The 15,056-nt window shown below is 51.4% G+C and carries 13 protein-coding genes; 9 read left to right on the top strand and 4 right to left on the bottom strand.

Going from position 1 to position 15,056, the window contains the following annotated elements; genetic code table 11:
• Positions 1-17 precede the first annotated feature (17 nt).
• The 3 genes from ybaK (at position 18) to M2305_RS09260 (ending at position 2,932) form a co-directional block, all read left to right on the top strand.
• Positions 18-497, top strand: coding sequence for a Cys-tRNA(Pro) deacylase (ybaK, locus tag M2305_RS09270; RefSeq protein WP_064275129.1), 480 nt, complete (start codon positions 18-20; stop codon positions 495-497).
• Positions 481-1,704 carry a DUF2075 domain-containing protein gene (locus M2305_RS09265; protein ID WP_264649191.1) on the top strand — a complete coding sequence of 408 codons (1,224 nt, stop codon included), beginning with the start codon at positions 481-483 and terminating at the stop codon, positions 1,702-1,704. The genes ybaK and M2305_RS09265 overlap by 17 nt, the downstream gene beginning before the upstream one ends.
• 109 nt (positions 1,705-1,813) lie before the next feature.
• A complete protein-coding gene (locus M2305_RS09260; protein ID WP_264649190.1) occupies positions 1,814-2,932 on the top strand; it encodes an SMP-30/gluconolactonase/LRE family protein in 1,119 nt (372 codons plus the stop codon).
• A 118-nt stretch (positions 2,933-3,050) separates the two neighbouring features.
• Here M2305_RS09260 and M2305_RS09255 read toward each other — a convergent pair whose 3' ends face one another.
• Complete coding sequence (locus tag M2305_RS09255) at positions 3,051-3,302, bottom strand: hypothetical protein (protein ID WP_264649189.1); 252 nt, start codon at positions 3,300-3,302, stop codon at positions 3,051-3,053.
• 640 nt (positions 3,303-3,942) lie between these two features.
• Between M2305_RS09255 and M2305_RS09250 the strand changes: the two genes are divergently transcribed.
• A complete protein-coding gene (locus M2305_RS09250) occupies positions 3,943-4,692 on the top strand; it encodes an HNH endonuclease (RefSeq protein ID WP_264649188.1) in 750 nt (249 codons plus the stop codon).
• Between the two features lie 200 nt (positions 4,693-4,892).
• Here M2305_RS09250 and M2305_RS09245 read toward each other — a convergent pair whose 3' ends face one another.
• Complete coding sequence (locus M2305_RS09245) at positions 4,893-7,130, bottom strand: nSTAND3 domain-containing NTPase (protein WP_264649187.1); 2,238 nt, start codon at positions 7,128-7,130, stop codon at positions 4,893-4,895.
• A gap of 180 nt (positions 7,131-7,310) precedes the next feature.
• On the opposite strand from M2305_RS09245, the gene M2305_RS09240 reads away from it, so the two are divergent.
• From M2305_RS09240 to M2305_RS09230, 3 genes are all read left to right on the top strand, one after another.
• On the top strand, positions 7,311-7,799 hold the full coding sequence (locus M2305_RS09240) for a recombinase family protein (RefSeq protein ID WP_456306140.1): 489 nt from the start codon (positions 7,311-7,313) through the stop codon (positions 7,797-7,799).
• Between the two features lie 145 nt (positions 7,800-7,944).
• Positions 7,945-8,538, top strand: coding sequence for a hypothetical protein (locus tag M2305_RS09235; RefSeq protein WP_264649186.1), 594 nt, complete (start codon positions 7,945-7,947; stop codon positions 8,536-8,538).
• Positions 8,539-8,615: 77 nt separating this feature from the next.
• The gene (locus M2305_RS09230; protein WP_264649185.1) at positions 8,616-10,109 is read left to right on the top strand and encodes a hypothetical protein; all 1,494 of its coding nucleotides are present in this window, start codon (positions 8,616-8,618) and stop codon (positions 10,107-10,109) included.
• Between the two features lie 35 nt (positions 10,110-10,144).
• Here M2305_RS09230 and M2305_RS09225 read toward each other — a convergent pair whose 3' ends face one another.
• Positions 10,145-11,974, bottom strand: a complete 1,830-nt coding sequence (locus tag M2305_RS09225) for a site-specific integrase (protein WP_338085670.1) — start codon at positions 11,972-11,974, stop codon at positions 10,145-10,147.
• Between the two features lie 437 nt (positions 11,975-12,411).
• On the opposite strand from M2305_RS09225, the gene M2305_RS09220 reads away from it, so the two are divergent.
• A complete protein-coding gene (locus M2305_RS09220; protein ID WP_211499337.1) occupies positions 12,412-12,645 on the top strand; it encodes a hypothetical protein in 234 nt (77 codons plus the stop codon).
• A gap of 147 nt (positions 12,646-12,792) precedes the next feature.
• Here M2305_RS09220 and M2305_RS09215 read toward each other — a convergent pair whose 3' ends face one another.
• Positions 12,793-13,515, bottom strand: coding sequence for a recombinase family protein (locus tag M2305_RS09215; protein ID WP_249206772.1), 723 nt, complete (start codon positions 13,513-13,515; stop codon positions 12,793-12,795).
• Between the two features lie 462 nt (positions 13,516-13,977).
• On the opposite strand from M2305_RS09215, the gene M2305_RS09210 reads away from it, so the two are divergent.
• Positions 13,978-14,688 carry an HNH endonuclease signature motif containing protein gene (locus M2305_RS09210; RefSeq protein ID WP_063903336.1) on the top strand — a complete coding sequence of 237 codons (711 nt, stop codon included), beginning with the start codon at positions 13,978-13,980 and terminating at the stop codon, positions 14,686-14,688.
• Positions 14,689-15,056: the final 368 nt, after the last annotated feature.

Below are 15,056 nucleotides of genomic sequence, written 5' to 3'. Positions count from 1 at the left end.
CAGACAGGGGATCACACATGAGCCGAGAAACCAGCGCCACTCTTTTTCTTGAAAAACAGGGCGTGCCGTTCAGTCTGCATGACTACGAATACAATCCAAATGGCGGCCTGATCGGTATGCAGGCGGCTGATGCCATCGGCGCTGATCCAGGCAGTGTGCTCAAAACGCTCGTGGTCGAAATTGACAAGAAACAGCCAGCCTGTGTCGTGGCTCCTGCTCATCAGAAGCTGAATTTGAAGAAGGTCGCAGCCTTATTCGGCGGCCGGAACGCAAGAATGATGAATCCGGAAAAGGCCCACGAACTGACAGGCTATCAATCCGGCGGCACAAGCCCCTTCGGCCAGAGCTCCCCCATTCCTGTTGTCCTGTCTCAGGACGCCATGGGACAGGAAGCCGTCTACATCAACGCTGGTCATCAAGGGTTCGTGGTGCGCATTTCTCCCGCGGACGCTCAGCGTATCACCGATGCCAAGGTGGCCGATGTTGCCGCAGACTGAGACGCCCTCTTCAGCGCAAACAAACGCCGCAGTCACAAAATTTTCCCTGTCGCGTCACTTGTCGGCTGAGCAGAAGGATCTTTTAAACGACGTCCTCTCTTTCTGCTCCGCGCATCTGTCAGATCAAAGCGCGCTCCTCATCATTGAAGGCGCTGCCGGCACAGGGAAGAGCGTTGTCCTCAATGCAATTTTCAATGCAATTCAGACACGCGCACGCTCAAAGAACCCAGATGATCCCATGACGGGCACCCGCAACATGCTGCTGGTCAATCATCCGGAAATGCTGAAGCTTTACCGTAATGTCGCTGCGGAGACGCCCACTCTTCGCAAGGCCGATTTCGACAGACCTACGACGTTCATCAACCGCCTGCACAAAGCCAATCAGACGGCAGACATTGTTCTGGTCGATGAAGCCCATCTGCTTCTCACCCGGGCTGACCGGTACAATCATTTCCAGCAACAAAACCATCTCGAAGAAATTCTGGCGTTGGCCCGCGTAGTCGTTGTGGTGTTTGACCCGTTACAGGTGCTGAAATTTAAGAGTTACTGGTCTGCGGATCTGCTTGATCGCTTCAAAAAGGGTCAGCCAGCCAAAACCCTGCACTTAACCACGCAATTTCGCGTCGAGGCGGGTCCAGAAGTTCGACACTGGCTGGACCAACTTGCAGAGGGACACATCGGAAAGCGCCCTCAAGACCCAGACTTTGATCTGCGCATTTATGACGACTGCGCCCAGCTTTACGATGACCTGAAAGAGCGGAATAACGAAGTCGGCCTATGCCGATTGCTCTCAACTTACGACTACCCCTATCGGCTGGATGGAGAAGACCACTTCATCGAGGAAGGACGTTTCCGCCTGCGATGGGATCGCTCAAAACCCGATGAAAAGCTTCCCTGGGCTGAACGCCCTGATACGATCGACGAAGTTGGATCGGTCTATACAATCCAGGGCTTTGACCTGAACTATGCTGGCGTCATTCTAGGCCCTTCCCTGTCCTATGATGCTCAGACTGACAGTATCCGCGTCGATCCAGCCCGCTACGAAGACAGCGCTGCCTTTCAGGGACAAAGCGGCATTGTTGCACCCCAGATGGCGAAAGAACGCATCATTCTGAATGCGCTGAATGTCCTGCTCACCCGCGGGATGAAAGGTCTTTACCTTTACGCGCATGACCCCGCGCTTCGAGAGCGACTACGAAACAGCTAGGAGCCAGCCTGCTGCATGATGACTTTCCGGCTCGGAACTTTAACGCTCAACTTAACTTGAATTGTTACCCGCACAGCGTTCTGATCCAGTGCGGCAAGGAGATTGGTTCATGACACTTCGCTATCCAGCCCTTCTTGCCGCACTCGTTGGCGCCCCATTAATTGCTTCCACTGCCCATGCTGCGGAAACCACGGACAAAGGTTTCACCGCGTCCGGAAACGTCGAAATCATCGGGCGCTTTACCGATGCGCAGCCCTCCGGCATTGCCGCACTACCAGATGGCCGGCTCGTCCTTGGCTTCCCTCGGAGCGTCAAAGACCACTCAGGGCCACGTCTCGCCACATATGCTGACGGCCACCTGACGCCGTTCCCAAATGCCGAAACACAACAGGATTTCGTGTCCCCTCTCGGCATGACCGTTGATGCAAAAGGGTACTTCTGGGTGCTAGATGAAGGAATGCTGGCAGGCAATGGAACGATCACAGACGCGCAAAAGCTGTTTGAAATCGATCCTACGACCAACAAGGTTCTGAACGTTCTGACCCTGTCGGCGCCAACTCTTTTGCCAGACAGTCACGTCAATGACGTTCGGATTGACCTGACACATGGAAAGTCTGGAACTGCGTTTATTACTGACACTTCAACGGGTACCCATCCGGCGCTGATCGTCGTGGATCTTGCCTCCGGGCACCAGCGTCGCATTCTGGCCAATACGAAACCCGTCATGCCCGAGAACGGTTTTGTCGCTGTCATGGATGGCAGAGCAGCCCGGTACAATCCAACCAAAGCTGAAATGCCCCAAGGGGGCGCCAATGGCATTGGCCTCAGCCCAGATCAGCAAACGCTCTATTGGCAACCGCAGACAAGCCGTCGCCTCTATGCGGCCCCCACGTCAGTTCTGTCGGACTGGAAAGCCACAGAAAAGCGCATCGAAGTCTCCGTCCTCGATAAAGGAGAAAGCGGGATGGGAGACGGCATGGCAACCGGACCTGACGGCTCTCTCTACATTACCGATGACGAACGCCACGCAATCCTGAAGCATGCCCCTGATGGCACATTGTCAGTCGTGGCCCATGATCCGCGTATGATTGAACCAGATGGCCTGACCTACGGAAAAGACGGCCTGTACTGCACGATCGGACAATGGGCGCGGTTGCCAGACTTCCACAATGGAAAAGACATGCAGGAATTACCGTATATTGTCGTAAAAATCACTTTACCTAAGTAACTCTTAATTCCGGGGCCGCATCCAAATGAAACACTGGGCTCTGCGGCACCGGCCTACTCGTTTTTTGGCAGCATAATGCGCTGGGACCGAACTGATATTTGAGCAGTGGATGAAACAGCTATTCGCCTTTCCATCGCCACTTCCATCCGCCTTCCGTTTTAGCCGAGCAAATCCAAAGCAGTCCGACGACCGACACAAGATCCACGATAAGGGAAATAATAAAAACGGGAACGCTCTTGGCCCACATCATGATCATATTGCTCAGAAGGATCGTGCCGATAGACACAAGAATGGTCACACGTCCTTCCCATGTTATTGCGCGCGCTGCTCCATAACCATATTGCTTCGCCGCAAACCAAGGTCTTTCCATGAGTGGTGCCCCCCTAAAAGAATATCCCGTGAAAAATTGGGGGGTCGCAGCGGCACACGTCAAGGCGAATGGCCTGTGTCACACAAATTTCGCAAGACCGCAGGAAATACTCGCAAACAATACCGGCAGAAGAAACCGGCCGATGCGGACTTTGAAGTCCGATATGCAGGTTCAAACCAGCGGCGCTCAAAAAACTTAATAACGCGACACTGGATGTTGCCCTCAGCGACTAACTCAGGCATCTCGATTTTATCGTCATGATGAAATGTGCAGTTGAGCGATTCAATGTGCGTCTTTCGCACTAATCAACCTTCGACGAAGCTACACCCCCGTCAGACCTTACGCACAGCGAGAACTGAGTGGGGTCCACGCTGCAAAATAATTGATTTTCTTGAAAAAAAGACCTGGTGGAGAGAGTTGGAAACAGCTCTCATTCGTCATAAAACACCATACAAAACATATAGTTATCGCAAAGAAAATCTGACCACTGACTCTCATTGTGCTACAGCCCGGCGAGCAGCATATCAGCCGTCGCAGACCGTCCCGTGATAGAGACGAATTGTCAATCTGCAGAATAGTTTTCTCTGCCAGTAGAACGTATCATGGGACATCTTTGAGGATAGTATGCAACCAATTGAATATGGCGGAAAAGAAGCAGAACCCTCCTTGGACCCGTGACGAGATCATCTTAGCGTTGGACCTCTATCGCCAAGTTCAAGGAGCTTGGCCCCGAGAAAGTGACCCTCGCGTCGCGGCACTTAGCGATACCCTTAACAGCTTCTGGCGTGCCCAGGGCCATGAAGGAGCGACACTGCGGAATGCTAATGGCGTGAGAATGAAGCTCATGAACCTTCGCGCCCATGATCCCGCACATGCTGACAAGGCAGGCCTGAAAGCAGGAAATCATATAGAGCGTGAGGTATGGGCTGACTTCGCAGATGATCCTCGACATCTCAAAGAGACGGCTGATGCAATTCGGCAAGCGATTGTGTCGGGAAAAGCTATCCACATTGAGGTCGAAAGCGATGAAGTTCTGGATCCAAACGAGGTGGAAGCTCCAGAAGGACGGCTTCTAACAGTCATGCATCATCGCCGGGAGCGGTCGCGAAAGATCGTTAAGGCAAAGAAGCAAGATGTCTTGAAAAAGGTGGGCCGCCTGACCTGCGAGGCTTGTAGCTTTGATTTCGCCGAACGATACGGTGCTCGCGGAGATGGGTTTATAGAGTGCCATCATATAAAGCCGCTGGCAGACTTGGCCGAAGCAGGAAATACGCGCTTAGCCGATTTGGCGCTTCTTTGTGCCAATTGCCACAGGATGATCCATGCGAAGCGGCCCTGGCTGAGCGTGGACGAACTTTGCACCCTTCTGGAATCCGGGAGAGAAAGTTGAGGGGAAACGCATTTTCAATTGGATATAACTTTCCAATATATTGAATTAACTAGGTTTTTCTTCAATTAGGCGGTAATTAGCTTCGGGTATCTCCATGTCCCTCATTAAGTACTGACTATAACGCCCAGCATACCGCTACTTTCAGCTGTTTTCGAAAACACTACGCTTCACTATTATTTTACGGCTACCAATCCCCAACCTCAAGCACTCACATCTCTAAATAAGGCCGACAAAGTATCCTCCTCCGAAGGAGTGCCAGAGGAGCTTATAGGCCAATCGTGGTCCCACTCCGTATCAATAGATCGGTAATATTCTTCCCGCATCTCACCAACAAATCTACCAATAGAGCAATCAAATAAATTTTCTAGATCATCTTTATCAATTTTATCACCTAAAGCTTCATGTATATTATCTAAAGAATTTCTTAGAACACCGAAATACTCATCAGGATCATAGTCACTACTCCAGGAGGATTTGATCTGATCCACGTAGTTATCTATATTATTAATTATGACTTTAGACATTTCTCCTAAAATACTTTTTATTTCACTATCTTTTATTAATGATCCAATTGTCTTATCCTCAAGAAAGCTATCATCCCCCTCCTCAGTGGCTGCTCTTCTCAAAGATTCAACGAACTGTAAGCGTCTTTCTTCGGGCAAAAGTCCATAATGGTTAATAACCGCAAGAAGGCGCACATCGGCATCATCTTTAATCGGTACGGTGAAGGAACTAATATCCGTCAATATATCAGGTCTGATCTTTAAAAGTTTTTCACTTACGAGTTTGTTCGCTCGGTTGATGATAAAATTACTCAACGATGGTTTAGGTAAAGACGAAATTCGAGTTAATAGCAAGTCCCCAAGACTATTTGGAACAATAACAGGAGCTCCCTCCAGCTGAATTCCAGCGCAAACAACCTCGTTCACAATCGAAGAAGGTTTTGCTCCCGCCAGATATAGCTCCACGAGTTCAGAACTCTTTGCTATGTGGGATGCAAAGGCGTCTCCAACTGTTGGATGATGATATGTCCAGTACGGACCTTCTTCGTCTTCTGCTAAGTTTAATAGGCTTCCATTAAGCGCTTCCAATTGATGGCGAATTAAAGCAGGTTCCACGCCAAACGTTGTAGCAGGTTCGACCAACATGGCGTTTGGTACTGGCGACCTGATAGAGCCGCCGTTAAGAAAGATGAGCGCAATCGCCGCCCTGCATTCCGCGGCCAAATTGGTGATAGTCTGCTCCAAGAATTCTTTCGGACGTGCGCAGAAATCTTGAACGGACTGAACGTGTAAGGGAAGCGACGTCGTAAATAACTGTGTACCTAATCGACGTGCGGACTCGGGCAAAAAGTCTTGCCCCCTGGCAATTCCCGGAAGCATGGGCCGCAGGATCTCTTTAACCGCCGAGGGCTGGTCTCCCAACTTAATGTGATTGTAAAGTATACGCGCCTTCTCATCGACTTTAAGTTTTTGTACGTTAATGATGACTTGACTTATACCCATAACGGGTAACGCATGAATTTTGAGCTCTCTACGCGCCGCTTCCCAGATATAATCTCGCGACGTGATAAGAAAACGACTGCCTTGCCGCATGGCACCCTGCATCAGCGGAAAAACCTTATTCCAATCTTCCGTCCTTTCGCGTTGATACTGAGTGCTCCCCCACGCATCGTCGATCCAAAAGAATTGTTTTGTGTTAGGATCAATATGGCGGGATAGCTGCTCCGGCGAGGTTACTTTAATCGTAGAACTTTGCCACCTATCACTTGCACCAAGCGCCAAGCTCGCACCGATTGTTGACTTCCCAGCAGCGGGAGAGCCAAGGAGAAGCACTAAGTTGAACTGACTGATCGCGCGAACGCTCTCTCGATACGCATCTGTGATGACCAGTTTCTGTAAATTGTCCGCCATCTCGCTCAGTATAAGCCGCGCCTGCTCATATGCTCGCTGATCAAGCGTAGTAGCCAGGTCAACCATGCCATAAAGTCTCGGCATCATCATGCGTAGTTCTGACGAGTTTTGAATCTGCTCAATGATCCAATCTCGATGATACACGCGACAACGGCCAACACCCGCGCTTTGGAAAGCAGCCTTAATGGCCAACTCGCTCTTACCAGTGACCCCATGGTTGGTGAGGATTATATAATCTTCGGCAAGACCTTGTGCCGCTAAAGCTGCTGCTTTTGGCACCTCGTCAGTAAGCATTGAGAGCGTAAGATTGCTATCAGGACTATGAGTAAACTTGCATTGAATCGTTGACTCTTGGCCACTCAGTGAATCCCAGTTACCAAGAAACGCACCGTCTCGACCCGCATCAGACGTCGGTAAGAAAGTCTGAACGGGTCGTTTGAGCCGTTGTTCTACAATAGCGATGCAAAGGTCTTGAAACGCTTTCCATCCAAGCTTAGCAATACTCTCTGCATAGCTGCCGGTCATTCGAGGCCTCTCGATTGAGATATATTAACCATGATGCCAAGAGGCACTCCCTCGGTCGCTAAATACTAATCAAAACAGTAGATAGATCCAGTATCCATATCACAATGATCGATTTTTTCCCTATCAGCAATCCAAGTCAATTTTCTCAAATATTTTCCATATGCCAGCTATCTAAAAAATATTATTTTAGCGTCAATAAGCAGCCATGCTGCTCAGACCCCAAACCAATTTTTTTCAGACAAAGTTCTTCTTACTTTAAGCTATGCTCGCGACGGAGATACGTTGACCGTCACGCGCATCGATCGCCTCGCCCGCTCTGTTGCAGACCTTCAAACCATCATCAGCCGCCTAAAACAAAAAGGTATTGCATTACGCTGCACAGAACAGCCGATCGACACCAGCACAGCAGCAGGCAAGGCGTTCTTGGATATGCTGGGAGTGTTCGCAGAATTCGAAACCAACTTGCGCAAAGAGCGTCAGATGGAAGGCATCTCTGCTGCGAAGGCAAAAGGCATCTATAAAGGACGAAAAGCCTCCGTGGATCGTGAAGAGATCATGCGCCGTCTGACCACTGGTGAAGGTAAGAGCAGCATTGCCGCTGCGCTAGGCATCACCCGCATGACCGTTCATCGCATCGCGAAAGAAGCCTTGGCGGCGGCTGAGAAATAGCGTCTTTCCATTTCGGTTCAGGTTTCGTGACCGATGACAGTCTTTGCATCCTTGCAGCATTCTGAAAATGCAATCTGCGAATCACTATATTATGTGGTATAATTATTTATCGACAAAGATGGATGATTGCATGGAGTAGAACGGGATGGCACGGCGGCAGTACAAAATTTTAACACAGGCAGAATGGGACCAAGCGGCGGAGCAAAACAGTCAGGGCGACGATTACGGCACTCTCGCTGATCGTTGGGATGTGAGTGTTCGGAGCATCGCAAGCCATCTTCCTGCCGCTCTAGAACGCCGCCGCCTTGCCTTGGCAGTCTCTGCCACGTGCGAAGAGCCTACCTTTGTAGCGGCTTCTATTCCGAACGTAGAAGATCGAGAAGAGGCAACCCGCCGCTGGCGACAGGCGGCATGGACCGACAGTCAGGCGCTCCAGACGCGCCTGAGAGAAGAGATCAACGCGCCATCACCGGATGCACGTGCGATCCGGGCTTTAAGCGCTGGGGCAGATGCGCTGAAGACCCTGATCGCCATCGGCCGCAATGTTCTCGAAGTCGATCATCATGCAGCAGACGAAATCATTCCCGAACTAATTGTGAGAGAGATAACTCCTGAAGAAGTGGCTGAAATCCGAGACCGCCAGCGACGTGAAGATCCGCTTGCTGCCGCTGAAGACATACTCTCATTGGAATCTCCCGAGGAAACGGAATGCCAGGAGATTATCGTTGAGGACGAATGAGACCGAAGTCTTAGAAAGTCCTTGAAAATAGTCCTATCCATCCCATTCTCTACAGACCAGGAATTCCAAAAGCGCAAATGATGCCAGCTCTTCATATAGACGTCAGCTCTGCCCTCCACAGCCTTGAAGCCCATCTCCTGACACGAGCATATTCTCGACAGGACGGAACCCTCTCCGCTGTTCGGCTGGCGCTTGAAGAGAACCGCAAGGAGGGCCTGACGATGGAAGACCGTCTCGTGCAAGGCATGGGGCTGGGGTTCCATTATCACCTTGGGCATCCGGTGGAAGCCTCAGAAGCGGCTCTAGATGTCTTAAAGCGTGCCTGCAGGCATGAAATCACGGTCACTCCGTTCAAGCCAGTTCTGGATGCTGCAAGGGTGGAAAGTCACTTAAAAAGCGATATCTCCACGAAAAATTTAAGTGAATTACCCCCACCCCCAACGCTGCCAGCCTCGAAGGTTAAAAAAACGGAGTTTTCCGGGGAAAAATCCTCGGTTAAATCCATTGATTTATCTACGTCTTCACGCTGGGGGGTATTATTATTACCATATCCTTCTTGTTCATTAAGTGAGCACAGAGTTTACAGCCCAGACTGGGATCCACAGTCACAGAGTGCTCCCCCTACCGAGCGCGATCTAGCGCTCCTTGATGAGCTTGAACGCCCGGCGCCAGCAATTGAAGTTTCCTTCGAACGGACAACGAGCCTTACTCCCAGCCATAAGCGCCGAGAGACATCCGATCTGACAGCGCAGGATATCGCCCATATTCAAGTGGCGATGATGGCAGCCGAACAGAACGGCAAGCCTCTGAATGCAGCGATCTTGGTCCGACTGGATCAAAGCACCACATATCGTGAGCACTGGAACGGGTCTGCCCAGCGAGAACCCCGGACGCAAGTAGAACACGCCGCACGAGATCGGGCGCGCAAAGTTGCCACCGAAAAACTCGCTCGCACTCTGAATAACCTTGCGCAGTCATTGGGCAGTCCGTTGTCCTTTATTCAGGTGCTTGAATGTCCTCTGGCTGGCGGCGCAGGCATCCACGCCCATATTCTTTGCCACCTTCCCAACCAAGCTGCCGCAGAGATCGTCCTGCGTGCCGTCTCACGCCTGTTTGACGGAGGGGAAAAGCTTCTTGCCGATTATCGTCAAGATCCCGACAAGCTTAATAAGGCTATCAGCGCCCATAAGCTGCCGTTCGATGTTCGCGGAGAGGAATCATTCATTCGGCATCCCGACAGCCGCTTTATGTCCTTGGAACGCCGCTGGGGAACCGCCGCTTATTTCTGCAAGAGTGCTGCTCAGGATGTCCGCGTCACAATCGGTGGGCAGCAGCTCACTTTAGCGCAGATCCGCCCTGAGAAAGACGAGGATGGGCACCTGAGAGCCTTTCAGGATATTCGCTCCTACCAACCCCAAGTACCGAAGATGGGTATCACGCGGCGTCTGCGCTTCTCTAAGGACCTGAGCTGGGGAAACCTTAAAGCGCAGGGCCTGTCGCTCCACGATGCCGAAGATGCCGGATGGCTCTCCAAGGCAGAACGGGGAAGGCGGAAGCGCCTTGATAGCTAAGACTTACGACCGTGATAAAAGCTATCTGCTCCCTATCAACTTTTTGTCAGAACAGAACGCTTTTGAGGGTTCTTGGGGTCAAGGTGGAGCTTTCTGACGCCGCGCATGCTCATTTTTTTCGCGGGTGCCAGCTTAATTTCTAACCCGGGGTACTGGATTGCCTGAATCGCTTTGTTCAAAACTGCCAACTCAAAACCGCTACCAGTTTCATCCAGGCCGTAAGCCTCTGCCACATCACCCGCTTCGTGCCCCATGACAGCATCGCGCAGCGTCTTGTCCACGCCAGCATTACGGAGAGCGCGCTTCGCGGTATGCCTAAAAGAATGAAACGATTTATTCAGCTCTGGCACAGCCTTGCGCGCCTCTCGCCCCCACCAGTTCGAAAATGGACTGGTGGGTTTTTTGCCCTTGGACGTCTCAGCGCGAATCATAGGAAACAGAGGGGCGTCTTCCCCGTCACCAGATAAACGCCTTTCCTCGACGTAGCGCAGGAAGCCAAGGCGTTTCACCTCGTTATGGATGGGGATACGCCGGACGGCATTTACTGTCTTCCCAGCCCGAATACGGAGCGCGTCGATATCGCTTTCCCGAATAACATCGCCAATTCTCAACGTGCCAAGCTCGTTCAGGCGTGCGCCAGAATACAAGGCCAAGATCGGAAGCCACACAGCCGCCTCACCCGCTCCAGCCGCTGACCGCTCACCCTTCACGAACACAGACAGCGCGAAAATGGCCTTCAGATCTTCAAGGCTGTATGGAAAACGCGCCGCCTTGGTTGTCGGCACTCCACCCTTTGCGCGAACCTCTCGCGATACGACCTGATCAACATAGCCATTATCAGAAGCCCATTTTAGAGCGACGGATACGGCAGCAAGATGCTTGCTGTTAATCGTGGCTGATGACAGACACGGGATATCAGGCTGATCTTTGTATAACGTCGTAACCTCTTCCACCGTCAGCAGGCGCTCCGATGGCTTCAGGCGTGCAGGTATCGTCAGCAGCACGTCTTTGAAGCCAGCGATTTGCCGTTTCGTGATGTGAGCGACATCTAAATCCCCAAACACTTCAACAAAGCGCCGGATGGACGTCTGGAAACTCGCCGCAGTGGAAACCGTAGGCTTGCGCTCATCAATATATCGCTGCAAAGCCCCGGATATCGTCAAGCCAGATGTTTCCACTGGCGGATGACTTTTGCCCCTCGCCGCTGGCTCCAGGGGAGGTTCCGCGCGTGGAAACAGGTCATGAGGCAGCGACGGCTTCCAAGAAGGCTGAAAGTCCGTCCTTCCAGATGCCCACTCAAGCACTGTCTCGGCAACCTCGCTTTCGCCAGCCAAGATTTGCCCGGCGATAACTTCGATCCGCCTGTCATTCTCTGGGATGGGAGGAACTGCTTTGGCAGCCAAAGAGCGCGCTGCGCTTCGGAAGGAAGAGATATTCAGCGTCCCTTCTTCAAGTTGCCGAAGGGTATGATCCGCACAGTCAGCCGCGAACCTCGCCTTTTCTTCCCTGAAATCGAGGTTTTCGCCGGGCCTGTCATGTTGAAGAGCCGAAATCCGCTCGGAAATGATCTTGTCTCGTCCGGGATCCAAGAAATTGTCAGCCCACGCGCGCTGGATGGAGGTGGAGAACCATTCCTGGAGGAGCCGGTTCACTTCCTCGAAATCAGACACAGCTTCTAACTCCATCCATAGGCGCTTGATCCGCAGACCAAGCGCGGCACACAGGACACGTGCAACGTCCTTATCCCGCGTTCCGACCGCGAACACGATATCCTGTTTTGCCACACGGCTCCGCAGCCCGGCAGGCACCCTACACCGGAAGGAATAGGTATCACCACGACGATAGACAAAGCTGCCGATGCCCATCGGTGCTACAGCCTTGTGCTACAGTGAGCACGGACTGACCCATCAGGGAAAAAACGGTCAAAACAATCAGTTAGATGGAGGGGACCTGGTGGAGAGAGTTGGACTTTCCACAAATCGGTCATTTTCCGCAGAAAACTGCCAAAAATCCAGTGACACTCGCAAGTTAACTCAACGTCACTGACGTTCGATCCTGCTTTGGTCAGGACATAACGGAGCCTTAGAGTTTCCTCAAGGAAATCCTTATGAGGCCCGATTTTCTTTAGTGACGCTCATGCTCCCACTGACAAATAAGTCAAACATGAACTGCCTGTAATTTTTGTTAGCATCTTAGGCACCCACTGGGATCAATAACGCCAGCGCCCAGTTATAGACCGCGCTTTCCATCTTCGGTCTTCGTTTACACTTCTATCGAATAAAGCTGCTTAGCGAGTATCATAATGAATAAGGAACGCGCCAAGCAGCCAGCACTGATAATGCAAACCTTAAAATCGGCTCACTATGGAAAAATTACACTGCCCGCCAATAATCTGGCCGACGCTTATCATCCAAGTGACGAGAACGCGCTACATGAGGCACGTAACCTTGCCTTTTTGCCCAATCAATTCCCTCTTTCTGAGTATGAGTTTTTTGCAGAACACTGTCCGCCTGATCCTCAACAACCCAATGCGTAATCGGGTCACCGTCTCGCCCCTTAGGACGAGCTTCTACATAAACTGACTTTGACAATTCAATTCTCCTTCCACTGAATGATATTTGCAGGAACAGAGTAAATTTCAATAAGACATTTATCGAAAAGATTCGTTGACTCAGATTGCACACTAGATTCTTGAATAGATACTACCATCCAAAATTCGAGATACAGTAGCAGCGGTCCACGTCCCGCCTTTGGAAGTCTTGATGCCCTGCTCTGTCATCCGGCCTGCAATCTGGCGAAGACTCATGCCCTCCTCCCGTAGCCCGGCGACCATTGGACCAATGCTTGCACGGAACGCTTCAGCAGCTTTCTGACGTGCTTCTATGGACAGCCGATAATCCACCTTACGAGCGCCGGGCCGATAACCACCCAACTTCTGGCCCCGAGCCTTTGCTTCAGCAAGAGCGGCCTTGGTCCGTGCTGAGATAGCTTCTCGCTCCTGCTGGGCGACCAGAGCCATAATCCCGACTGTCAAGCGGTTAGCATTGGGCATGTCCGCTGCAATGAAGTCTATCCCGGCCTTCTCCAGTCCAAGAAGGAAATGGGCGTCACGACTGAGACGGTCGAGCTTTGCAATCAGCAGGACGGCACCCGTCAGACGGCAACGCTCCATCGCCTCTGCAAGCTTGGGCCGTTCATTATTCTTCCCGCTCTCAATCTCCGTGAAGGATGCAAGCTCTCGTCCGCCTGTCTGAGCCACATGGATAGCAACGGCTCTCTGTTGGGCCTCGATACCAAGCCCTGAAGCGCCTTGGCGGACTGTGGAAACGCGAAAGTAACTGATGAAGAGTGGGGCCGTGGTGGTCATGTCGTCCTGTGTTCGCTCATTGTCATCGTTCGTTGACATTGGTGATACACACCCAGCGCAAGCATGACTTTTGCAGTTTCGGAATCCCGACGATTCCTAAAACGCATAGCTTCGGCCAAGTCCCGCAAACCTGATTTTCCATCTCAGAGCTGATTCAAGCCTGCACAAATGAGGCAGACGGAAGAACACCTTTTGCTTTGGCAGGAAACGGGACTCCAAACGGGCCACCGCGAGGGCATGACGCAGTTCCGAGATCGGTTTCGATTCAGGGCCTAAACCGTTCGTTGTTTTGTTGTTCAATCCAGACGAGCGGCGTGGAGGCTCTAGTCTCTGCACATGCAATTCTTCCATTAAGAACCATGTAGAAGGACCACTCACTCAAATTGAGTGACCGGGTATTCATCGCGAATAGCACAATAAAATAGTTTTGTAACGACTTGCATTGTTAGTTTTAATTCGTAATTCCAAATGAATATTCAATTTTACAGAAAGGAACGCCATTTGACCGACCTAGTCATGCTGAGCCAAGCGGATACGGAACGCTTCCACTCCAAAGTGAACACCACCGGAGGGCCAAACGCCTGCTGGCCGTGGACGGGCACAGTGGCAAAAACCGACAAGGACGGGAACGCACTGTATGGCCGATTCAAAACCAATGGCCAAAATATAAGAGCCCACAGACTTGCCTATATGCTCGCAAAGGGCGCTATCCCTGATGGTATGGAAATTCGGCATCTGTGCATTCATCAACCGATGTGCTGCAATCCAGCCCACCTTAAGATAGGGACGCCGCAAGAGAACAAGGCTGACAAAGCCATTACCGATAGTGTGCGACGCGGCCCGTTCTGGACTGCGGTAGCTCTGTGGTCCATTCGCCGCAATGCTGCACAGGAGAAAGCGTTTCGGCTTCCTACTAAGGAATTGGCTGAAGAGCTTGATATCACGCCCTGGATGGTCAACAGCATTGCACGCAAAAAGCGCTGGCTAGCAGCTTGGGAGTTGTTCGGCGATCTGGACATCAACATGCGACCCGAGCCCCCAGATGTTCGAGCCATTCTTGAAGCAAAAGGTTTGTGTGTTCAGGACGGTTGGCAAAACCCCACCGACCCAGAACCAGAAGACCCCACTATTTCATCTATTCCACCCGAAGAGTGGGCAGAGGTTTTGGCGCAACTGCAAGCAGAGGAGGCAGCAATTGACGAAGCCGCCTAATAAGGAGAAGGACACGGATGCCAAGCCTTCTTACTCGCGTCGTGTCTATGATAATCCTTTAGAATGGATAGCCTGCGAGATTATTCCAAATGTGCGATATGTGCCCAGAGCAACCAATAAGAAGCCATCCAAAAAGAAGAAAGAAATGCCTTCTTCATAAACAGGACGCCTCATAGTTCCCTTCTGGGGTAATACCGTTCTCTATGTCCTAATGTCTGGTCTCTTCCAACGATGGAGGTGGTACTGTCTTCTATGACTGCCATCTCCTTCACCTGCCTTCATCATCATTAACATCATCTCATATGTATAATGCCCTGATAAAGAAGACTGACTTGCAATCAACGAACAGGACCTCTACATGGCATCCC

It is taken from the genome of Gluconobacter cerinus, from assembly GCF_025961355.1.
GTDB classification, from domain to species: Bacteria; Pseudomonadota; Alphaproteobacteria; order Acetobacterales; family Acetobacteraceae; genus Gluconobacter; species Gluconobacter cerinus.
This window is presented reverse-complemented; position numbering and strand designations above follow the sequence as displayed.